This window comes from Peristeroidobacter agariperforans (assembly GCF_004138335.1).
Taxonomy (GTDB): domain Bacteria; phylum Pseudomonadota; class Gammaproteobacteria; order Steroidobacterales; family Steroidobacteraceae; genus Steroidobacter; species Steroidobacter agariperforans.
This window is the reverse complement of the sequence record NZ_RYFW01000001.1, coordinates 3,007,833-3,029,277: the sequence shown is the minus strand read 5'-3', so window position 1 is coordinate 3,029,277 and position 21,445 is coordinate 3,007,833. Positions and strand designations below refer to the sequence as shown.

General features: G+C 62.2%; 23 protein-coding genes and 2 pseudogenes. 9 read left to right on the top strand and 16 right to left on the bottom strand.

Features of this window, described 5'->3' with window-relative positions; genetic code table 11:
- Window positions 1-2: 2 nt before the first annotated feature.
- Together kdpA and kdpF are read right to left on the bottom strand one after the other, a co-directional pair.
- Window positions 3-1,748, bottom strand: coding sequence for a potassium-transporting ATPase subunit KdpA (kdpA, locus tag EK373_RS13145; RefSeq protein ID WP_129643085.1), 1,746 nt, complete (start codon window positions 1,746-1,748; stop codon window positions 3-5).
- Complete coding sequence (gene kdpF, locus EK373_RS13140; protein WP_129643084.1) at window positions 1,745-1,837, bottom strand: K(+)-transporting ATPase subunit F; 93 nt, start codon at window positions 1,835-1,837, stop codon at window positions 1,745-1,747. Before kdpF ends, kdpA begins: the two co-directional genes overlap by 4 nt.
- Window positions 1,838-2,101: 264 nt before the next feature.
- Between kdpF and EK373_RS13135 the strand changes: the two genes are divergently transcribed.
- From EK373_RS13135 to EK373_RS13120, 4 genes are all read left to right on the top strand, one after another.
- Window positions 2,102-2,422: an EthD family reductase gene (locus tag EK373_RS13135; RefSeq protein ID WP_129643083.1), complete on the top strand. Its 321-nt coding sequence runs from the start codon at window positions 2,102-2,104 to the stop codon at window positions 2,420-2,422.
- A gap of 112 nt (window positions 2,423-2,534) precedes the next feature.
- The gene (locus tag EK373_RS13130) at window positions 2,535-3,011 is read left to right on the top strand and encodes a carboxymuconolactone decarboxylase family protein (RefSeq protein WP_129643082.1); all 477 of its coding nucleotides are present in this window, start codon (window positions 2,535-2,537) and stop codon (window positions 3,009-3,011) included.
- A 94-nt stretch (window positions 3,012-3,105) separates the two neighbouring features.
- Window positions 3,106-3,822: an alpha/beta fold hydrolase gene (locus EK373_RS13125; RefSeq protein WP_407676195.1), complete on the top strand. Its 717-nt coding sequence runs from the start codon at window positions 3,106-3,108 to the stop codon at window positions 3,820-3,822.
- 75 nt (window positions 3,823-3,897) lie between these two features.
- A complete protein-coding gene (locus EK373_RS13120; RefSeq protein ID WP_129643080.1) occupies window positions 3,898-6,825 on the top strand; it encodes an ATP-binding protein in 2,928 nt (975 codons plus the stop codon).
- Here the strand turns inward: EK373_RS13120 and EK373_RS13115 are convergent.
- A complete protein-coding gene (locus tag EK373_RS13115) occupies window positions 6,773-7,789 on the bottom strand; it encodes an SMP-30/gluconolactonase/LRE family protein (RefSeq protein WP_129643079.1) in 1,017 nt (338 codons plus the stop codon). The genes EK373_RS13120 and EK373_RS13115 overlap by 53 nt on opposite strands.
- A 122-nt stretch (window positions 7,790-7,911) precedes the next feature.
- Here EK373_RS13115 and EK373_RS13110 point away from each other — a divergent pair, with 122 nt between their 5' ends.
- The 3 genes from EK373_RS13110 to pdxR all read left to right on the top strand — a co-directional run bounded on the left by EK373_RS13110 (window position 7,912) and on the right by pdxR (window position 11,408).
- Window positions 7,912-8,442 (top strand): DUF488 domain-containing protein, encoded by a 531-nt coding sequence (locus tag EK373_RS13110; protein WP_198683262.1) that lies wholly within the window; start codon window positions 7,912-7,914, stop codon window positions 8,440-8,442.
- Between the two features lie 128 nt (window positions 8,443-8,570).
- Window positions 8,571-9,848, top strand: coding sequence for a GDSL-type esterase/lipase family protein (locus EK373_RS13105; RefSeq protein ID WP_129643077.1), 1,278 nt, complete (start codon window positions 8,571-8,573; stop codon window positions 9,846-9,848).
- A gap of 87 nt (window positions 9,849-9,935) precedes the next feature.
- Entirely contained in the window at window positions 9,936-11,408 is a 1,473-nt protein-coding gene (gene pdxR, locus EK373_RS13100) for a MocR-like pyridoxine biosynthesis transcription factor PdxR (protein WP_198683261.1), read from the top strand.
- 25 nt (window positions 11,409-11,433) lie between these two features.
- Here the strand turns inward: pdxR and EK373_RS13095 are convergent, their stop codons facing one another.
- Window positions 11,434-12,747, bottom strand: coding sequence for an MFS transporter (locus tag EK373_RS13095; protein WP_129643075.1), 1,314 nt, complete (start codon window positions 12,745-12,747; stop codon window positions 11,434-11,436).
- A 471-nt stretch (window positions 12,748-13,218) separates the two neighbouring features.
- On the opposite strand from EK373_RS13095, the gene EK373_RS13090 reads away from it, so the two are divergent.
- Together EK373_RS13090 and EK373_RS34260 are read left to right on the top strand one after the other, a co-directional pair.
- Entirely contained in the window at window positions 13,219-13,476 is a 258-nt protein-coding gene (locus EK373_RS13090) for a hypothetical protein (protein ID WP_129643074.1), read from the top strand.
- Window positions 13,477-13,659, top strand: a complete 183-nt coding sequence (locus tag EK373_RS34260; RefSeq protein ID WP_129643073.1) for a helix-turn-helix domain-containing protein — start codon at window positions 13,477-13,479, stop codon at window positions 13,657-13,659.
- Here EK373_RS34260 and EK373_RS13080 read toward each other — a convergent pair.
- The 12 genes and pseudogenes from EK373_RS13080 to EK373_RS13030 form a co-directional block, all read right to left on the bottom strand.
- Window positions 13,616-14,082 (bottom strand): annotated as a pseudogene (locus EK373_RS13080) (hypothetical protein). The gene EK373_RS34260 and the pseudogene EK373_RS13080 overlap by 44 nt on opposite strands.
- 478 nt (window positions 14,083-14,560) lie before the next feature.
- Window positions 14,561-14,778: pseudogene (locus EK373_RS34255) on the bottom strand (DODA-type extradiol aromatic ring-opening family dioxygenase); the annotation flags it as partial.
- A gap of 127 nt (window positions 14,779-14,905) precedes the next feature.
- Window positions 14,906-15,196: an EF-hand domain-containing protein gene (locus tag EK373_RS13075; protein ID WP_129643072.1), complete on the bottom strand. Its 291-nt coding sequence runs from the start codon at window positions 15,194-15,196 to the stop codon at window positions 14,906-14,908.
- A 34-nt stretch (window positions 15,197-15,230) separates the two neighbouring features.
- Window positions 15,231-15,680 carry a CBS domain-containing protein gene (locus tag EK373_RS13070; RefSeq protein ID WP_129643071.1) on the bottom strand — a complete coding sequence of 150 codons (450 nt, stop codon included), beginning with the start codon at window positions 15,678-15,680 and terminating at the stop codon, window positions 15,231-15,233.
- 81 nt (window positions 15,681-15,761) lie between these two features.
- On the bottom strand, window positions 15,762-16,721 hold the full coding sequence (locus EK373_RS13065) for an SRPBCC family protein (protein WP_129643070.1): 960 nt from the start codon (window positions 16,719-16,721) through the stop codon (window positions 15,762-15,764).
- Between the two features lie 2 nt (window positions 16,722-16,723).
- Complete coding sequence (locus EK373_RS13060; protein ID WP_129643069.1) at window positions 16,724-17,317, bottom strand: hypothetical protein; 594 nt, start codon at window positions 17,315-17,317, stop codon at window positions 16,724-16,726.
- A gap of 46 nt (window positions 17,318-17,363) precedes the next feature.
- On the bottom strand, window positions 17,364-17,795 hold the full coding sequence (locus tag EK373_RS13055) for a lysozyme inhibitor LprI family protein (RefSeq protein ID WP_129643068.1): 432 nt from the start codon (window positions 17,793-17,795) through the stop codon (window positions 17,364-17,366).
- Between the two features lie 3 nt (window positions 17,796-17,798).
- Complete coding sequence (locus EK373_RS13050) at window positions 17,799-18,338, bottom strand: hypothetical protein (RefSeq protein WP_129643067.1); 540 nt, start codon at window positions 18,336-18,338, stop codon at window positions 17,799-17,801.
- Window positions 18,335-18,682, bottom strand: a complete 348-nt coding sequence (locus EK373_RS13045; RefSeq protein ID WP_129643066.1) for a hypothetical protein — start codon at window positions 18,680-18,682, stop codon at window positions 18,335-18,337. The genes EK373_RS13050 and EK373_RS13045 overlap by 4 nt, the downstream gene beginning before the upstream one ends.
- Window positions 18,683-18,857: 175 nt before the next feature.
- Window positions 18,858-19,490, bottom strand: a complete 633-nt coding sequence (locus tag EK373_RS13040; protein ID WP_129643065.1) for a 2-dehydro-3-deoxy-6-phosphogalactonate aldolase — start codon at window positions 19,488-19,490, stop codon at window positions 18,858-18,860.
- Entirely contained in the window at window positions 19,487-20,719 is a 1,233-nt protein-coding gene (locus EK373_RS13035) for an MFS transporter (protein WP_129643064.1), read from the bottom strand. The genes EK373_RS13040 and EK373_RS13035 overlap by 4 nt, the downstream gene beginning before the upstream one ends.
- A gap of 2 nt (window positions 20,720-20,721) precedes the next feature.
- The gene (locus EK373_RS13030; RefSeq protein WP_129643063.1) at window positions 20,722-21,444 is read right to left on the bottom strand and encodes an IclR family transcriptional regulator; all 723 of its coding nucleotides are present in this window, start codon (window positions 21,442-21,444) and stop codon (window positions 20,722-20,724) included.
- Window position 21,445: the final 1 nt, after the last annotated feature.

Here is a 21,445-nt window from a genome sequence, read left to right as displayed (position 1 = left end):
GATCAACCTTTGCCAATCATCTGCAAGTGCTCGACGATGGGACCGAGCGCGAGCGAAGGCAGGAATGTCAATGCGCCAACCATCAGGACGACGCCGATGAGCATCGCGATGAACAGTGGCGTATGCGTCGGCAACGTGCCCGCGGTAATCGCTACGTTTCGTTTGCCAGCGAGACTGCCGGCGATCGCGAGCACTGGAATCATTATCCAGAAGCGCGAGATCCACATCGCCACAGCCAGCGCGAGGTTGTAGAACGGCGTGTTCGCGGACAGCCCGCCGAACGCACTGCCGTTGTTGTTACCGGCCGAAGAGAACGCATACAGGATCTCCGAGAAGCCGTGAGCACCCGGATTCGCGACGCTGCCCGTGCCGGCGGGAACCGCACTCGCTATCGCGGTGCCGAGCAGCACCACCACGCAAGGGAGCAACAGCACGAGCGAAGCCATTTTCACTTCGTATGCTTCGATCTTCTTTCCCAGATATTCCGGCGTACGACCCACCATCAAGCCGGCGATGAACACAGCAACGATTGCAAACATCAGCATGCCGTAGAGCCCGCTACCGGCGCCGCCGAACACGACTTCGCCCAGCTGCATGAGCCACATCGGCACCAAGCCGCCGAGCGGCGTGTACGAGTCGTGCATCGAGTTCACGGAACCGTTGGACGCCGCCGTGGTGGCAGCCGCCCACAACGCGGAATTCGCGATGCCAAAACGCACTTCCTTGCCTTCCATGTTGCCGCCAGAGTGCGTGGCCGAGCTCACCTGGTCCACACCCAGCGTATCGAACCGCGGATTGCCGGACTGCTCGGCGCTGAAAACACCGAACGCAAGCGGCAGGAAGATGATCAACATCGCCGCGTACACCGCCCATCCCTGGCGCGTGTCATTCACCATGCGGCCGAACGTGTAGCACAGCGCGGCGGGAATCAGCAGGATCGCCAGCACTTCGAGAACGTTTGCGAGCGGGGTCGGGTTTTCCAACGGGTGAGCGGAATTCACATTGAAGAAGCCGCCGCCGTTGGTGCCCAGTTGTTTGATCGCGATTTGACTCGCGGCCGGACCCATCGGAATCGTTTGCTGCGTCACCTGCGTCGACTGGACGGTGACCGGCTCCACCAGCTCGACCGTCTCGTACGCGGAAAAATTCTGCACTACGCCCTGCGACACGAGCGCCAGCGCCAGGAGCAGCGACAAGGGCAACAGCACATACAGCGTGCTGCGCGTCATATCGACATAGAAGTTGCCGATCTGCTGCGCCTGACGGCGTGCAAAGCCGCGAATCAACGCCACCAGCACCGCCATGCCGGAGGCGGCAGAAATGAAGTTCTGCACGTTCAGCGCCAGCATTTGCGTGAAGTAACTCATCGTCGACTCGCCGCCATAGCCCTGCCAGTTGGTGTTGGTGGCGAAGCTCACAGCCGTGTTGAAAGCCGATTTGGCTTCCACACCCGCGAACCCTTGCGGATTCAGCGGCAGCACGCCCTGTGCAAGCTGGATGATGTAGACGGCCACGAAGCCGATGAAGTTGAACAGCAGCACCGCGAGCGCATAGCGTTTCCAGGACGACTCTACGTTCGCATCGATTCCGCACAAACCATAGATGCCGCGCTCCACCGGCCCCAGCACGGGCGAGAGCCAGGTGCGCTCGCCCTGATAGATCCTTGCCATGAAGCTGCCCAGCGGCTTGACCAGTGCGGTGAGCGCGATCGCGAACAACGCGATCTGGAGGGCTCCTAGCTGGTTCATGCGAACCTCTCCGGGAACATCAACGCGACCACCAGGTACACGCCCAGGCCCAGGGCCAAGGTCAGACCGATCCAGTTCATGACGCTCATTTCTCGGAACCTGGCTCCAGCAGCACCGCGAGCTTGTAGAACAGCCAGGTCGCGGCAACCAGCAGCAAGACCCAAAAAGCGACGGCTCTGTCCATGACTGACTCCAGTGCAACGGCGACCACGCCATGGTGCGCGTGCCGGTTACTCTCGGGCAGACCAAATCCTGTGAAGATTTTCTGCCGGCGGGCGACGCGGTGAAGGTGACTTTCGAATGCGATTGAGCGCAGGATAGGCCCCACCACAGCGCAGTGACGGGAGACAACGATGATCAAAGTCAGTGTGATGTACCCGAACAAAGCAGGCGCTCGCTTCGACCATGCCTATTACAAGGACAAGCACATGCCCCTGGTGCAGGCTCGCATGGGCGCCGCGTGCCGGTTTTATACCGTGGACAAAGGCTTGGGCGGCGGCAGTCCCGGCGAGCCGGCAACCTACGTAGGCATGTGCCACATCTACTGCGATTCGGTCGAAGCGTTCCAGGCGGCATTCGGTCCGCACGCCAAGGAAATCATGGCGGACATTCCCAACTACACCGACCTGCAGCCGATCGTGCAGATCAGTGAGGTCGTGGTCGGCCAGCCTTAGTACAAGGGGCACGCGCGGCGCGTGCAAACTGCCCCGCACTTCTCCAAGAACCGATGCCTCGATTTTCCGAGGATGGTTGTTGCGCGAGCAACCATCCCCGGAGTAATCGACGATGCAACGTATCAACTACGCCCAGCAGTCCCCCGAACTGCTGAAAAAATTCGCCGCCTTCAATCTCGCTCTCAAGGAAAGCACGATCGAGGAATCGATTCTCGATCTGGTAACTCTGCGCGCTTCGCAGCTGAACGGCTGCGGCTTCTGCGTGGACATGCACGTCAAGGAAGCCAAGATTCACGGCGAGCGCGAGCTGCGTCTGCATCACGTCGCAGTCTGGCGGGAGTCCACTTTGTTCGCGCCTCGCGAACGCGCTGCCCTGGCGTGGACCGAGATTGTCACCAAGCTGCCCGAGCAAGGCGTACCGGATGACATCTACGAGCGTGTGCGTGGCCAGTTGTCGGAAAAGGAAATCTCCGATCTGACCTTCGCCATCGTGGCGATCAACGGCTGGAACCGCCTGAGCGTCGCCTTCAAAACCGTCCCCGGCTCCGCCGATGCGCTCTATGGCCTGGACAAGGCTGGATTGAAGTAACCCCCGCGCCGTGCACCAGACTCAGATCACGAGGAACACTCTCATGAAAATCCTGACCGCGATCACCGCCACCGCCGCTGTGCTGACGGGCTCGATGGCCGCGTCGCAGCCCGCCAAGCCGACGATCCTTCTGGTGCACGGCGCGTTTGCGGACGCGTCCAGCTGGAACGGCGTCATCTCGATTCTGAAAAAAGACGGCTATGACGTCGTTGCCGTCGCGAACCCGTTGCGCGGAGTAAAGAACGATGCGAAGTATGTCGACGACATCGCAAACGGCATCAAACAACCGGTCGTGCTGGTCGGCCACTCGTATGGGGGCTCGGTCATCACCGAAGCCCAGGCATCGAACGTGAAGGCCCTGGTCTATGTCGCCGCCTTCGCGCCCGATGTCGGCGAATCGGCGTCCACGCTGTCAGGCAAGTTCCCGGGCAGCACGCTCGGCGCGGCGCTGGCCACACCGGTCACGCTCGCCGATGGCGGCAAGGATCTCTACATTCAACAAAGCCGCTTTCACGACCAGTTCGCCGCTGACGTCTCGGCCGCGCAAGCTGCGTCGATGGCGGCGGGCCAGCGTCCCATTACCGAAGCGGCGCTCAATGAAGCGACCGGCGCAACTGCCTGGAAGACGATTCCTTCATGGTTCATTTATGGCGATGGGGATAAGAACATTCCCCCGCAAGCTCTGCAGTTCATGGCTGAGCGCGCAAAATCCAGGTATACGGAAGTAGTCCACGGCGGCTCCCACGTGGTCATGACCTCGAATCCAAAGGCCGTCGCGAAAGTGATCGAGCGCGCGGCGACCAACCTGTAGAGCCCGCAGGCACGGTGTCGGCGCCGGCCGTCACTCCTGCGTGCGGCCGGCACGAATCGGTTATGCTCCGTCGCCATGATCGGCTCAGATAACGGCGCCGTCTGCTTCGGGCCGTTCCAACTCTCCCCGTTGACCCGGAAACTGGAGCGCGACGGCGTAGCCATCGCACTGGGCGACCGCGCGCTCGACATTCTGATCGCACTGGTCGAACGCGCCGGCGAGATCGTCAGCCACCGCGACTTGATCTCACGGGTGTGGCGCGACCTCGTGGTGAGCCCGGGCAATCTCCGGGTGCACATGACGACCTTGCGCAAGGCGCTCGGCGACGGTGAAGACGGCGCGCGATACATCGCGAATGTAGCCGGACAAGGCTATACGTTCGTTGCACCGGTGAAGCGCACACGTACTGCGCCTTCGACAGCAACAGCCTCGCCGCCTCACTCCACCATCATCGTCGAGCGGCGCGTGCTGCCGCCGGCACTTGCTCGCATGGTCGGTCGCGACGATGCGGTTCGAACGATCGTCGCCGACCTGCGCACCGATCGCTTCGTCACCATCGTTGGCGCAGGCGGTATGGGCAAGACGACAGTGGCCATTTCGGTCGCTCACGCGATGCTGGAAGAGTTCGCGGGCAAAGTGTGTTTCGTCGACCTCGGCGCGCTCGCCGATCCCAAGCTGCTCGCGGCAACCATCGCATCGACGCTCGGCCTCTCGATTCAAAGCGCCGACCCGCTCGCAGCACTGATGACGTTCCTGCGAACGACCCGAATGCTGTTGATCCTCGACAATTGCGAGCACGTGATCGATGGGGCCGCCCCGCTGGCCGAGATGATGTTCAGCCAGGCGCCCGAAGTTCACATTCTCGCCACGAGTCGCGAGGCGCTGCGAGTCGAAGGTGAGCACGCCCATTGGCTGCGCCCTCTCGAAAGTCCGCCGGCCGATGCAAAGGTGACTGCGGCGACGGCTCTGACATTCCCTGCCGTGAAGCTGTTCGTCGAACGCGCCATGGCGAGCGACAGTCGTTTCGAGTTGACCGACGCGAACGCGCCGATCGTGGCCGACATCTGCGGCCGGCTCGACGGCATCGCGCTGGCGCTCGAGTTCGTCGCCGGGCGAATTGGCACCCACGGTCTGGAAGGCACGGCAACGTTGCTGAACAAGCGTCTGGGCCTGCATTGGCAAGGGCGTCGCACGGCGCTGCCGAGACATCAGACGCTGCATTCGCTGCTCGACTGGAGCTACAGCCTGCTGCCGCCCGCCGAGCAGCATGTGCTGCGCAGACTGTCACTGTTCGTCGGCACCTTTACGCTGGAAGCGGCGCAAGCCGTGGCCTCAGACGCGGAGCTCGATGAAGCTCAGCTCGCCTCCATCGTCGACCAGCTGATCGCAAAGTCGCTGGTGTCGGCGATCAAGACCCACGAAGGCGCGACCTGTTACCGCCTGCTGGAAACGACCCGCATCTACGCGATCAGAAAGCTCGAGGAGTGCGGCGACGAAATGGACGTCACTGCCGAGCGTCACGCCCGCTATTTCACTCAGCTGCTGAATCTCGCTGCCGGCGGCGACTGCCGACGCACGCGTCATGAGCACTTGGGCAACCTGCGGGCAGCGCTCGAATGGTGCTTCGGCGCACGTGCAGGAAGCAGTGAGTCTCACAGAACCGCACTCGGCATCGATCTGGCGGCAGCCTCCGTCTCCACGTTTCTGGATCTTTCGCTGTGGAACGAATGTCGCAAGTGGAGCGAGGCGGCGCTGGCAGTGCTTCCAGCAGCGACGCGTGGCGACAAACGAGAGCTCGTGCTGCAGGAAGCGCTGGCGATCTCTTCGTTGTTGACCAACTCAATCGAAGCGCGCTCGGCCATCGATCGCGGCCTCCAGATCGCGCGACAGCTGGGTGAAACCGCGATTCGTTTCCGACTGCTCGGCGCACTGCACGTCTACGTGCTGCGCATGACCGACTTCAAGAGCTCGCTGACGGTCGCTGAGGAAATGGATGCCGTGGCGAGAGACACGAATGACGTGTCCCGCCGCGTCATTGCCGATTGGATGCTCGGCTCATCCCAATACGTGCTCGGCAATCCGGCTGTATCGAAGCAGTTGTTCGAGAGCGGCTTCTCGCACGGCATCCGCGCCACCGATGCCGATCAGCAACTCGCCGGACTTTACTATCGCACTCGCGCGTTGTACGGGCTCGCTCGCGTGCAATGGCTCTGCGGGTTTCCCGACCGCGCGTTGCAGTCGGCCAGGGAATCCATGATCGAGGCGGCCGAAACCGGCTCGCCGATCAGCGTGAGCTATTCGCTGGTCTACTCCTGTTACGTGTTCCTGTGGTGCGGCGACCTGGAGACCGCGCAGGAAATGAATGAAACAGTGATGGCGCAGCCGCATTGGCAAGGCCGCCTGATGTGGTTTCATGCCGAGGCGCTGGCCTTGAAAGGCGAGCTGCTGGTCCGGCGCGGCAATCTCGAAGCAGGCATCGAGATCCTCCGCGACACGCTGGCGAACATGCAATCCACCAGCCAGAAGAATCTGATGCTGTCGGTCACCGCCTGTTGCCTCGCCGAGGCACTGGCCAACACCGGACGCGCGGAAGAGGCGCTCACGGTCATCAACGATGCAATAGCCCTTGCACCGGGCGGCGCCGAGACCTGGGATGCGCCTGAGTTGTTTCGTATCAAGGCGATCGTGCTTCTATCGATGCCGCGGCCCGACGAAATGCGAGCCGAGAATTGCCTCATGCAATCGCTCGCGCTGGCGCGTCATCAAGGAGCGATCGGCTGGGAACTGCGCACGACGATCACGATGACGCGGCTCCGCGTTGCGCAGGGTCGAGCGAGGGAAGCTCGTGAGATGCTCTCGAAGATCTACGATCAGTTCACCGAAGGCTTCGAGACGCAGGATCTCAAGAGCGCGGCGGCTCTGCTGGCAGAGCTCGCCGCCGCGACAAACATCACCAGCCCTTCACTTTCGTCCGCAAGCGGACCAGGTTTTTATCTGCAGTGATGTACAGCGTGCTGCCGTCGTCGCCGAAGGCCAGGTTGGCCGTCGGCACGCCGGTGGCAAGCGTCCCCAGGTGTTTGCCGGCTGGCGAATAAACGAGCACGCCCCCCGGGCCGGTGGCCCACAGCGTGCCATCGCGGCTGACCTTCATGCCGTCGGGCAGGCCCGGCTTCTTCTCCTGCGCCGCCTTGGTCGCATCGAAGAAAACTTTGCCCGCGCCGAGCGTGCCGTCGCTCTTGACCGGATAAGCCATCACGATCGCCCTGGTCGGATCGGAGTTGGCGACGTACAGCGTCTGCTCGTCCGGTGAGAACGCAAGTCCATTGGGCCGGCTCAGCTCGCGAGTCAGCAGCGTGAGCTCGCCACGCGCGTTCAATCGATAGACGCCCTGGAAACCCAGCTCTTTGCCCGGATCGTCCGCCTGCTTCGGCAAGCCATACGGCGGATCGGTGAAGTACAGGTCGCCGTTCGACTTGAACACCAGGTCGTTGGGGCTGTTGAGGCGCTTACCCTGATATTTGTCTGCCAGCGTGACGAACTTGCCGCCGCTCAGCTTGGCGATGCGACGATCGCCGTGCTGGCACATGACCAGCTCGCCGGCCTTGTTGAAGGTCAAGCCATTGGAGCCAGGCTCGCGGCCGGTGAACGGCTCGCTGCCGGTGTAGCCGGACGGCTGCAGGAATTTGTTCAGGCCACCGCTCTCGGACCATTCCCAAATCATGTTCCGGGGGATATCCGAGAACAGCACACGGCGGTTGGGAGCATCCCAGATCGGGCCCTCCGACCACTCGAACTTCTTCTCGGCGAGCAGCTCGATCGCGGCGCCCGGCTCGACCAGCTTGTCGAACGCCGGATCGAGGCGCTCGACCTTGCCGAGCACCGGAACCTCTTTCGCCATCACCGCCTCTCCCGACACGACCGACAGACCGAGCACCAAGGGTATCGCAAGCAATATACGACGGATCATCGAATCGGCCCCTCCTGGTTTTGGGCAGGATGATACCGCTACCGGGCGGGACCGACGCAAGGGCGATCGCTCGGAACCGCAGCGGCTCTGCACCGTTTGGAATCCGGAGGTACGGGGCAAGAGTGAAGACCACCGTCTGGACTCTCGGTCATTCCACCCATTCGTGGGACGAGTTCGTCAGCCTGCTGCAGGCCTATGAGCTGCAAGCGGTCGCGGACGTGCGCCGGCTGCCCGGCTCGCGGCGTCTGCCGCAGTTCGATCAGGACACCATGGCGAAAAATCTCGAGCGGCTGGGCATCGCCTATCGATGGTTTCCAAAGCTGGGCGGCCGACGGCGAACTCATAAAAATTCGCCCAACACCGGCTGGCGCAATGCTTCGTTTCGAGGCTACGCAGATCACCTCTCGTCCGAGGAATTCGCGGAAGGACTCGCGGACCTGATCGATCTCGCCAAACAAGAACGTACCACGCTGATGTGCGCCGAAGCCGTGTGGTGGCGCTGTCACCGCCGCTTGATTGCCGACGTACTGATCCTGCGCGGCATCGAGGTCATCCACATTCTCGACGCCACGCATGCAACGCCTCACACGCACACGCCACCGGCCCGCGTCGTCAAAGGCGAGCTCACTTATCCGAGCGACGACGAAGAATGATCGCGAGTGCGCCGGCAGAGCGTACCTAACTGGCTTTATCCGACTGCATCGAAGTGGAGCTACCCCGGGGGCGGCTCGCGTATGCAGACTTTGCGCGGCGAAGGGAACGGATAAACAGGAGGTTGCTCATGAAGAAAGTAACAGAGTGGTCGCGTCGACAGCTGATGCGAGCGGCGGCCGGCGTACTCGTCGGTCTTGCCAGCATCGCTGCGGTCAGCGCGCAAACGATAGAGCCAGCGTCCGCCGACTTCGATGGCCCGCGATGGGTGGCGACGTGGAGTGTTCCGCCGATGGCGCATGGTTCGGCGCTCGGTGCGGGCTCGCGATCGTTCGACAACCAGACGGTGCGGCAGATCATTCCTGTCAGCGTCGGCGGCAGTCGTGTGCGGATAAAACTATCGAACGAATACGGCGTCGGTGCTTTGATCGTTGGCGCCGCGCACGTTGCAGTTCAATCCACCGGCGCTTCGACCGTGCCGGGCACGGATCGCGCGCTGACATTCCGTGGACAGGCCTCTGTCGTGATTCCGGAGGGTGCGGCGGCATTCAGCGATCCCGTCAACTTCGCCGTGCCATCGAACGCAAGGCTCGCGATCAGCTTGTATTTCCCGCAGAACACCGGCTTCGTGACCTATCACGAGAATGCCAATCAAACTGCGTACACCTCCGCACCGGGCAACTTCAGCGATGCGGTCGACCTGCCCGTTCAGGACGACACGTCGGTGTCGCGCTATGTCCTGACGTTCGTCGAAGTGCTCTCCTCGAGAAGTGTCGATGGACTTGCGATCATCGGCGACTCGATCAGTGAAGGTTCGACCACGACACGCGATGCGAACCGCCGGGTCAGCGACGTGTTGTCACGTTGGTACAATCCGCCGGTCGGCCCTGGACGATTGGCCGTGCTGAATCAAGGGACCGGCTGCGGACGCTTGCTGTTCGATACCTGCGGTCCGAAAGGCCTGGCGCGGTTCGATCGTGAAGTGCTGAATGCCACTGGCGTCAATCAGGTGGTGATCGAACTGGGCTACGTCGACATCATCTTCCCCACCGCCTTCGGTGTTCCCGAAGAGATCGTCAGCGCCGACCAGATCATCGCTGGCTTGAAACAATTGGTCCGCCGCGCTCGACTGGGCGGGCTGCGTGTCTACGGCGCCACGATTCCACCGAACGCCAGCACCCCGTTCCCCAATGTCCACACGCCGGAGAACGAAGCCAAACGCCAGGCCGTGAATCAGTGGATCCGCACCAGCCGACAGTTCGACGCGGTCGTGGAGTACGACGTAGCGCTGCGCGACCCGAGCAATCCCCTGCAACTTCTGCCTGCGTATGACTCGGGCGACGGCATTCACCCGAATGACGCCGGACACGAAGCCATGGCCCGCGCGATTGCGCTTTCCCTGCGCTGATCTCAAGATGAGCACATAGGAAACAAGCACCGACTCCAGCGACGGAGTCGGTGCTTCTGTGTGCGCCAACGCCAAGGAATGCGCGTCATGGTCAAGACGGTCACACTGCCCCTGCGCATCGAACCCTCGCTCGGCCAGACACTGCAGGAGCAGATCTATTTCTGTATTCGCCGCTCGATCGTCGAGGGCCTGCTGCCCACCGACAGCCGCCTGCCTTCGACGCGCACCCTGGCGGTCGATCTGGGCGTCTCGCGCACCACCGTGCTGCTGGCGTTCGAGCAACTCAAGGCCGAAGGTTACCTCGTGCCGAGGCCAGGCTCCGGCATCTATATCGCGAAGGAGTTGCCGGACCGGCGACCTGCTCTGCGCGTCGTAGCGACGGCGTCGACAATGAAACATCCATTGCTCTCAGCGCGCGGCCGATCTCTGGCGCGCACCCGCCCTGTCGATCGACGTTCGCCTTTGCCGCCCCGGCCATTTCGAGTGGGCACACCAGCAGTCGATTTGTTTCCTGTCCGACTCTGGTCGCAGATCGCGCGCCAGTGCGTCCGCTCGTTGTCGCCCGCGCGCTTGGATTACTCGCGACTGTCCGGGCTGCGTCGCTTACGCGAAGCGATCGCCGAACAGATGCGCTCGCGAGGGACCAGTTGCGATCCGGAGCAAGTGCTGGTCGTCGCCGGCGCTCAACGCGGCATCGATCTCGTGTTTCATCTGCTGCTCGATGTCGGCGATGCCGTATGGATCGAAGATCCCGGTTATCCGGGCGCACACAGCGCCCTGCTCTCGGCCGGCGCCAAAGCTGTGTGCGTGCCGCTAGATCGCGAAGGCATGATCATCGATCGCTCGACGCCTGACAGCAGTCGCGTCCGCCTCGCGTATGTGACACCGTCACATCAATTTCCGCTCGGCATGCCCATGAGCCTGGCGCGACGGCACGCGCTGCTGGCCTGGGCCAGCGAATCGCTGGCGTGGATCCTGGAAGACGACTACGACTGCATCTTCCATTACGACACTCGCCCGCTGCCCTGCTTGCACGCCCTCGACCCCGACGGCCGTGTCATCTACGCCGGGTCGTTCAGCAAGACTTTGTTTCCAGCGCTGCGGCTGGGCTTCCTGATCGTGCCGAGCGACATCGTGGATGGCTTCGTTACGGCGCGAGTCGCGAGCGATGTTCATCCACCGCTGCTGGAACAACTCATCCTCTCGGAATTCATCACGCGCGGTCACTATCAGCGACACGTCCGTCGCATGCAGCAAGAGTATGCGGAGCGCTTGCACGCACTGCGCACGTCCATCGACCGCACCGGCGCCGCCCTGCGCCTTCGACCCGTTCACTCCGGCTTGCACGCCGTTGCGGAGCTCGAGGGAGTCGATGCCGAGCGCGTCTGCACTCAGGCGGCCGCACGCAAGGTCGAAGTCGTGCCGCTCTCTGCATATCACTATGGGAGCGGCCCGAGTCAGAACGGATTGCTATTGGGCTTCGGCGCCTGCAAGCCGGCGGCGATCCGAGCCAGCATGTGGCAACTTGCCGCTGCGATCGACGCTGCTCGTCGAGCGTGATCGCAGCGACAACTCGAGTGCCTGGTTACTGCGTTTGCTCGGCCGGCCTGTAATCCGCCGCGCCGGTTTGATCCACCGGCCGGTACCCCGGCGCCAGCCAGTGCACCACCAGCAGCGCGATCAGGTAAACCGAGCCGCAGACCATGAAGATCGGCGTGTAGTCGCCGACGGTCTGCAATACCTGGCCGACGAACTGAGCAAAGAACATTCCGCCGATACCGCCCAGCATGCCGCCGATGCCGATGACCGTGCCCACCGCGGAGCGCGGGAAGACGTCGCCGGGAAGCGTGTAGAGGTTTGCAGAGAAACCCTGGTGTGCGGCGGTGGCGAGGCCGATGAGCGCAACAGCCGCCCACAAGCTCTCGACCTTGGTCGCGAAGACGATCGGCAAGGCGCACAGCGCGCACACCAACATTGCCGTCTTGCGTGCACGGGCCAGAGAGCTGCCACGCGCTAGCATTCGAGAGGACAACCAGCCACCCGCGACCGAGCCCACGTCGGAGGCGAGATAGATCGCCACGATGGGTATGCCGAACGACTTCAGATCGAGGCCGCGCGTGCGCGACAGGAAGTCCGGCAGCCAGAACAGAAACATCCACCACACCGGGTCGATGAGGAATTTGCCGAGCGCGTAGGCCCAGGTCTGGCGCATGCGCACGACCTGCGTCCACGGCATCTTCGGGCCCACGTCGGGCGGATCGCTCTCGATCAGCGCCAGCTCGCCCGGTGTCACATGTTTGTTCTCGCGCGGCGCCGTGTACAGCATCCACCAGGCAGGCAGCCACAGCAGCGTTGCCACACCGACGATGACAAAGCTGGCGCGCCAGCCCATTGCCAGGTCGACGACGATGAAGGGGACGATCAGCGGCGTCAGGATCGCGCCGATGTTGGTGCCGGCGTTGAAAATGCCGGTCGCGAGCGCACGCTCCTTCTTGGGGAACCACTCGGTGACGGCCTTGATGCTCGACGGGAAGCCGCCGCCCTCACCCACGCCGAGCAGGACACGCACCATGATGAAGTGCGTGAGATTGCGAGCCGCCGCGTGTGAGATATGCGCGATCGTCCAGAGCGTGAACGCAACTCCCATGCCCCATTTGGCGCCGATGCGATCGACGAACCTGCCGAAGAACAGATAGGACAACGCATACGCCGCCTGGAACCAGGTGACGATGTTCGCGTAGTCGCGCTCGCTCCAGCCAAACTCCGGTTGCAGATAACCGGGCTTCAACACACCGATCATCTGACGATCGATGTAGTTGATGATCATGGCCACGAACAGCAGCGCGACGACTAGCCAACGATATCGACCCGGCCCGAACGCCGATTGTCTTTCAGACATGCAAACCCCTGATTGTCTTCAGTGAACAAAGCCCTGAAGCGCGCCCCCCGGCGCTGCAAGTTCCTCTTGCGCCATGCAAGCTATGCCATGCTGCCCAACTCGTTCCGGAATTGCCATGTCCGGCAGTTCGATTCGTCGGGCGGACCGAAGGCGCAACGGTTCCCCGCTATCACCTGTACGGAGAGGTGGCGAGCGGCGCCGGCGACTGGTTCGTCAACGTGGAGCCGTTGGCCGACCGCTGCCGCGCCAACGGCTGGCGCATCGAGCCGCACAGCCATCCGCATTTCGGTCAAATCGTATTCGTGCGCGGCGGCGCTGGGCTCATGACAGTGAAACCGATCGCCGGCCATTCGCGAGTCCCAGCGTGCTCATCGTGCCGGTCAACACGGTGCACGGCTTCGACTATGGCATGGATTCGGACGGCTGGGTACTCACCGTCGCCGAACCTACCTGCGCAGTCTGCTCGACCGCATGCCCGAGCTGCGCGCCGTATGGAGCGAGCCTCGCATCCTGTCGCTGGCCGTCGACGACGAAGAAACATCCGATATTCGCAGCGCCCGGTTACGGCTCGACCGTGAGCTCGACGGTCAAGCGGCCGGCAACGTGATCGCGGCCGAAGCCTGCCTGCTCACTGTCCTGGTTGCAATCCTCCGGCGCGGCGAAACCGCCACTGCGCTCCGCCAGAACACCAGCGGAAACGCCGCGCTGGTGCGGGAATTCCGCGAATAAATGGAGCGGCGCTATCCCGAAGGCTGGACCGTCGCGCAGGCCGCCTATTGGCTGGGCTTTCAGGATCCCGCCTATTTCCCCCGCTTTTTCACCCGCATCTGCAACGAGTCGCCCAGCAAATACCGGGAGCGCAAGCGTCTCAGCCCAGGCGACGCTTCACGATCAGCGCCAACGGGATCGTGAAGAAGTGCGACATAAAACCGCCGATGATCACCACGGGATCGAAGTCGTCCGGGTGATTGTCGGAGGCCAGCATGATGGCCGCGTGCATCACGATCCATGCTATTACGGCATAGATCAATGCTAGAAATGTTGCCTCGTAACCGCGCTCGCGGAAATACGGCCACAGCCACGCGAACAACACGCCCCAGGCGATCGAGAACCGGAAATGGATCCCGGCGCCGACGAGGTAGGCGATCCATCCGAGCGATTCCTGTATCTGCTTGCCAAATACCAGCCCGGTGGCATTGCGTGGAATTCCGGCCAGTGGCATCAGGTTCTGCGCGCGACCCAGACTGCCGCTTCATAGATCCAGATGACGATGCCGCCGACCAGACCGGCGATCACGCCGGCCCGCGTCGTGAGCTCACGCTCGAGTTGCTCCATCAAAAGCCCACCGACAGCGTCATGCCGAAGTAGCGATCGAAGTCGCGTGGAATCGACTCGGCTACCGCTCCGCCGCCGCCCACCGAGCAGATAACGGAAACCTGCGGTCAAGGTCAGGTCATCGACCGGGCGAACGTTGAGGTTGCCAAACACCGCTTTGTTGACGGTATCGACTTTGGTGAGCATGTCCGCGAGCACATAAGCCGTCGCACGATTGACGACGACCGAAGCCGGCGTCGGGAAGCTCACGTTGCCCGCAATGTTAGAGCGCACGCCCGCGATCGTCACATCGCGCTCCACCGCGGAGTCGTAGTAGTACAGGCCGAGCAGGTAATCGAAGAAGCCGCCGCCCGGTGAGGTCAGGCGGAACTCCTGACTGAAGGTGTCGTTCATCTCCAGGTTGTTACTTTCGCCGCACACGCCGTCGCGGCACGCAAAGTCCAGCGTATTGACCAGCAGGTCATCCAGCAGCAGCGTGGAGTGTGAAAGCCGAGTAATGATCGAAGAAAAACGAGGTGACGTGATCGTTGAAGATCACCACCATGGCGTCCGGCCGGGCCGCGACCAGCCAGTCGCGCACCACGTCGAGATCCTGAAAGATGGGCCGCCAGGCGGCCTCTCCCGTAATCCCCGGTCGTGTGCGAAACCAATGGTCGGGGTGTGCGAAACACCGATGCCGCCGATGAGGGTGGCCATGCGCTGGAATCGATCTCATTGTGAAACGGCGGCGCTAGGTCGACCGCCGCGCTGCCGCCTCACAATGTACGAATCTCAGTTTCGCTTGCACTTTCCGTGCGCCACCCTCACCGCGAGATCTGCTCCATCAATAAGGACGCTGCTCCTTCTCAGTCTTCGTGTGGTCCTTGCCGGCCGCCGCCGTGTACTCCTTCTTGCTCAAGTAGCCGTCCGAATCGCGGTCCAGTGCCGTGAAGTTCTGAGCCAGCGTCGGATCGCCGGACACCTCGTTCTGAGTCAGGCGATCGTCGCGATCGGCATCCATGGCCTTGAAGGTCGCGCTGGCTTGCTTGTCGGTGTGCTTATCGTCGTCATTGGCATAGGCGGTCGTCAGTGTCAGCAATGCCGTCGCCGACACGATCAGGATTCTGGACATCATCTTCAGATCCTCCGATTGGGTGAAGCACGAGCCTTCACAGACCCGGGCTGAGGTAACGGCTATCACCGCGCACTTCGCGCTGGCTCACACGACGCAGCGTCTGTGCGCCACTGTCCTCATCCACGTCGACGATGTCGGACAGGCTGATGATGCCTTCGATGCGTCCCTGCCTGCCGGTACAAATGATCCTGGACACCTGATAGCTCTCCATGAGATCGCGCGCCTCCTGGATCTCGTCCGAAGCGCTGCAACTCACGACATCCCACGTCATGCATGCTTCTACAGGAGCATCGAGCGGCAGCTCTTCGGCGACGGCTCGAATTGCGATATCGCGATCGGTAAGTGTCCCGACGGGCCGCATGGCCTCGTCGCATACCGGCAGAAAGCCGATGTTGTGGTCCCGCAATTTCCTGGCCGCTTCGCGTATCGAGGTCTCGGGCGAGATGCACTCGACCTCGGTCTTCATGATTTCATGACAGCGCATAGCTGTTCCTCCTTCAGACGCCCGCACAGCTGGCATCCGCAAAATCGCTAGCGGCTCGAATCGTTCCAATCGAGCAGCGAACTAGGAACGTTCGCTACGGCCCTTGTAGAAGCCAAGCAGGGTGGCCATGAAGTCCTTGCCGAGGATCGTCGCCGCCGGAACGGCATAGAAGTTGATCCGGGTCGTCACGCGGTAGTGAGCCACAATCTCGAGCTCGGTCCGCTCCCCCGGCAGGGGACGCAGGTTGAACGTCGTGTCGCCGATGTCGAAATAGCGACCACCGATGGCCACGTGCTCATCCATCGCGCCAGGCGGGAATGACTGTTCGTCGAAATGGTAGCGCCAGGTGATCGACTGCTGTTCCACTCGCTTCGTGACGGCTGCCCGGAAATTCACTCCGCGCTCCCACTTCGAGTATCGAACCTCACCCTCGGGGCTCGGGACATTGATACCCTCCACGGGCCGAGGGACTCCGATCAGATGCGTAAGACTGAAAGGCAGCTCGGCCGGCTGGATCGCTCGCGCCGTGAGAATTTCATTCCAGACGGTGGCCGGCGGCGCATCGATCAGAATACTGCTGCGAAGCTCGCGGCTTTGGGTGCGATGGTCCACTCCGCTCTCGGCCACGAGGATGAGCAACGGAAGCAGTGCTACCGCCTTCAGTTGAGATTGGTGTGTTTTCGTAGCTCGAAGTGCGCACTCCATTGCGACACCGCCGACACTGGCGCAAACCAGAAAAAGAGGCGTCAACAGTGCGATACAGATCGACCCTTCCAACAGCGTGATCGCGCAGCCGAGCAGCATGAGAAGCACGGTCCCCCAGGGCGCAAAGATCGCGAACGCCCAGGAAGCGGACGCGTGTCTCGCGCCGTAAACCGTGATCGCCCCTACCACCGTCGGCGTCCCTACCAGGAAGGCGATGGACATCAGGCCCGAAACTCGCGACGGCAGTGCACCGAACAGCACCCGCATCAACACGCCCAACGCCGCCCCGCCGATGAGCCAGATCATCCACGGCCGCAGGAATTTCTCTTCGCTCATGTCTATTGACTGATCTCGCCATCCACGAAGATCAATCCCTGCTCGTGCATCTTGTCCAGGGGGAATTTCTCGCATTTAAATGTCTTCACAGAGCCCCCTTTCTCGAACCGCTCGGATGGAACCGACCAATATCCGCAGACCGTAAGATACGCAAGCGACTGGCTGCCACTGGCATGCACGGAGGTCAGTCCCCAACCGGTGCAATAGTTGGCAAACCAGGAGCTCAGCAGCAACTTGTTGTTCAGTCTTATCCGCACTCTCGCAGAGTGCGTAGCTGAGCACATTCCAGTTTCGCCCGGAGGCTGCGCCTCCAACAGAGCTTCGATCGAACGATTGCCGTGCTGACACGCAGCAGTGATTCGTAGGGGCTCGTCAGATAGCGAATGTTCCGCCATTTCCGGAACATTGATCCGCGTGGTGCTCCCAATGGGCCGATTGGCTGAGATCCCAAACCCGCTCTCCGAGCAGGAGACAAACAGCTTCTCCAGCACCAGCATATCCGGGGCGTCCGAGGCAATACCGTCCGGGTCCACGAAATCGACGGCCAACGCCGATCCTGGAACTGCGATCACGAGTGCCAACAGGGCCAGACGCATGACATTCCTTGATCTACTAACGGCGACGATGAGTCGCGCGGGATGGTCACTGCAGGCACGAGTCGCAGCCTAGCGAAAGCGACTTGAGCTGAAGGACTCGCTGTTCATTCAGTTCTGCCGCGCATGCCCACACGAACAGCGCCTTCTGCCTTTCGGGCGCGCTGAACGCTTGCGCACTCACCGATCGGACCTCGCACTCGCTATCCTTGAACGCGACCCATTTGGCCTGCGTCTGCTCAAAGAGCTCTCTGTCTCGCACGAGGCGGCTGCGAATGCTATCGAAGCTCGTCTCGAGCTCCTGCTCCGACTCGGCGAAGAAGTGCCTTACGCACTCAGCGGCGGCGTGCTCGGAGATTTCGAAGCAGTCCGCTGACTTGCGCGCGACATAGGTATGGTCGCCAACCGTGTGAGTGTACTCGGCGCCCCACGCAAGGGCCGGAAACAACAGCAGAAGAACTAGAAACCTTCGAGTGTTCATCCATTACTCCTGACCTTCCCGGGTCCAGCTCGGCTCGATCGAGAACACGAAGGTGCCGAAAACGCTCTCGCGCACATTCAGCAGAACATTTGCACCCTGCTGCAACGATTCGTAGTCACGATCACTGACGCAAAGACGGCTTGGCCAATACTCGGCCAGATAGACCTCACTGCGACATCGCCTGCCGCCACGCTCGATACTCAGCACGGTGGCTGAGATTTGAGTATCCGGGCCCATCATTCGCAGAGTCAAAGCCGGCAGGCCGAGGCCCCCAGCGACACTCAGACAGGTGGCGACCAGAAGCACCAGCACCGGGCTCGCCAGCCGTCCCCGTCTTGTGTACAGGTGCCGAACCCGCCGCCACATCCTTACTCCGAGCACGAGTCCAATGATGCTGATCGGAGCAATCAACAGCCAGGTGCTCGGCTCCGCGAAGTACCAGGCCTTTATTCCATAAATACCGAGACCGCAGCTCACCCACGTAGCCACAATCACGTGGAGGGGAGGTTTGTATTTCTGCACCGAGCTGGCGCCGCCGTTCATTCCGCCCAGCCGCTGCGACCGCGTACAGCCCACCACACCAGGCGCGCATACCCAAGCACGCAAAGAAAGCTGCCCAACGTGTACACAGCGGCCTCTACAACCGCACCCTGGGGGCCATATTGCAGCTCCATTGTGGATGTCATCAGGCTGGCGAACGCAAACATTGCGATGATGATCGCGAAGCCCGCGAACGCAAGCGGCCCACCGGGCAAACGGCGCACAAAGGTGGCAGCGAAAGAAAGCGCCCCCAGCAGGAGCACACCGGCGACGCCAATGATCATCGCAATGATCCCCACCGCGATGACCGCTGCTTCGTTCTGCATGAATGTCGCGATGGCTTCCATGTCCCTGCTACGCCAACGTCATTGGAGCGCTTTATTTTGCCGGCACTCTAAGTAGACGTCAGGAATGAAGCAATGAATCGTGACAGGTTCGCCGGGAATCGGCGTCGCGATCCTCCAGCCGGAACGCGCACTGTTAAATTCGAGCAGCCGTTTGCTCCGTAGATCGGCGCAGAGCTCAGCCGGCAGTCAAGGCGTCGACGAACTTCCGCGCTCTGATCGAGACCTGCTCCGGCGTCAGCCCCGGAGTGTATAGCGCTGACCCCAGGCCAAACCCCGCAGCGCCAGCTTTACGCCAGCCGGACAAGTTATCTGGCGTGATCCCGCCAACAGGAAACACACGAACGCCTGAAGGCAGGACAGCGCGCATCGCCTTCAGCACTGCGGGACTCGAACCTTCTGCCGGAAATAACTTGAGCGCGGTCGCTCCAGCACGAAGCGCTGCGAACGCTTCACTCGGCGTAGCAATTCCTGGCAAAGAAACCAGACCGGCGCGAGCGGTCCGAACGATCACATCGATGCTAGCATTGGGCGAGATGATCATCGTGCCGCCCGCCGCCTGAACCGCATCCACTTCTCGCTCTTCCAGCACCGTGCCCGCTCCCACGACGGCTCGGCCGGCGAAGGCCTGCGCCAATCGTGCGACGCTGTCGAGCGGATCGGGCGAATTCAGCGGCACTTCGAGCAGCGTGAAGCCGGCATCGAGCAGCGCCTCACCGATGCTCACAACCTCGTCAGGCCGGACACCGCGCAGGATCGCGATCAGTGGACAACGACGAACGGCGGCATCGAACGCAGCGACATGGCTCATTGCTTGCCCCTGGTCGACAACCACGCAACCAGCCAGGCCATGGGATGCAACATGCCCATTAACAAGAAGACGCCGTCGTAGTCACCGGTGCTGGCGAGCTGGCCCACCACATAGGTCGATGCGAACCCACCGAACGCGCTGCCTGCCGCGATCAAACCGAACACCGTGGCTACAGTGCGCATCGGAAACAGATCGACCACCAGCACGCCGATATTCACCTGGAACACCAAATGCGCGAACGCGACCAACGCGCCGAGCGCCAGGGTCGGCGCAGTGCCAAGCTTCAAAGCGATCAACATGCCGAGCGGCGCAACCAGCGCCGCGCATCCCATCGCGATCAATCGACTGCGAGCGGGAGCGATGCCGCCGCGGATCAACCGTCCGGAAAACCAGCCGCCGCCGATACTGCCGAGATCGGCGGCGAGGTAGACGATCCAGGCCAGGCTCGCGACCTGAATCAACGTCATGCCGCGAGCGTCGGTCAGATATTTCGGGAACCAGAACAAATAGAAGTACCAGACCGGATCGGCGATCAACCGCGCCACCGCGAGGCCCCACACCCTGCGATCACGCAATATCGGTCCCCACGCGATCGGCTCGGTAGTCCGCGCCGGCTGAGCGCCGTCGGGGCTGCGATAAACGAACAACCACACCACGAGCCAGACAAAGCCAGCGGCGCCAGTGATAACGAACGCCGCGCGCCAGCCGTACCGCAGAGCCAGCCAGGCGATCAACGGGGGCGCGATGGTCGCGCCGATCATCGCACCGGCGGTGTACACGCCCAGAGCGAAGCCGCGCTCTGCCGGAGGGAAATGTTCCGCGACTGCCTTGGGCCCCGCCGTGTACACGCCGGGTTCGCCAACGCCAAGCATCAAGCGCGCGAAGCCGAGCTGGCCCGCATTGCGCACCCAGCCCGTCGCCATGTTGGCGAGCGACCACCAACCCAGGAACAACGCGAGCGACACCTTGGCCCCGAGCTTGTCTGTAACCCAGCCCGCGAACAGATAGGAGATCGCGTAAGCGATCAGAAAGTACTGAACGATGCGGGCATAGCCGATATCGTCGATGCCGAGATCCTTCTGCACGCTCGACGCCAGAATCGACAGCGTCTGCCTGTCGACATAGTTCAGGACCGTCGCCGCGAACAGCATCGCGAGGATGGCCCAGCGCAGCTTGCTAGCGCGCACACCTGCTTCAGCTTCGTTCGTCGCCACCGCAGGTGATTGCATTGCTATCCGCCGATTTCGTTAGCCGCTGCGCGCAGCGCATCCACGAGGGGCGCTGTCGCAGCTTCGGGAATCCAACCTGACATCGCGACGCCCGCATGAGCAGGGTCACCGGTCGACACCGCGACGACGTGATGATCACGAGCGTCCGCAACGTGCACGCGCGCATAACCCAGGCGGCGCACTTCAGCGAGCTTCGCCAACAGCTGCTCGATGCCTTCCGGAAACATGGGGATCTCGCGATCCTTGTACAGCTCGCGCACTTCGTCGTCTTCGTGCTCGGACAACAACACGATGCCGATGCCGCTGGTCGTCGCCGGCAACAGGCCGATACGGCCGAGACCGCGCGATGCTTCAATACCCGGAGGCGCGTGGAACAGATAACTCACATTGTCCTGCCACAGCACGCCCAACGCGACGGTGTGACCGAAACGTCGCAAGCCTTCCAGCACGGGCAGAGCGTTGCGAATCAAACCAGACGCGAACAAGCTCTGCGCCGCGAGCACGTGCATGCCTGGACCGGCGGTGTATTTGCGATCGGCGGTCTGGCGCGCAATGCCCAGGTAAGCGAGCGTCTTGAGCAGCCGGTTTACCTTGACGGAATCGATGTTCAGCCGGCGCGCGAGCTCGCGAGAACCGACCGGGTCGGGTGAAGTCGCCAGCGCCTGCAAGGTGGCGATACCGTCGATCAGGCTCTTGTTGGGCTGAGCGTTGAGTTTGGGCCGCATA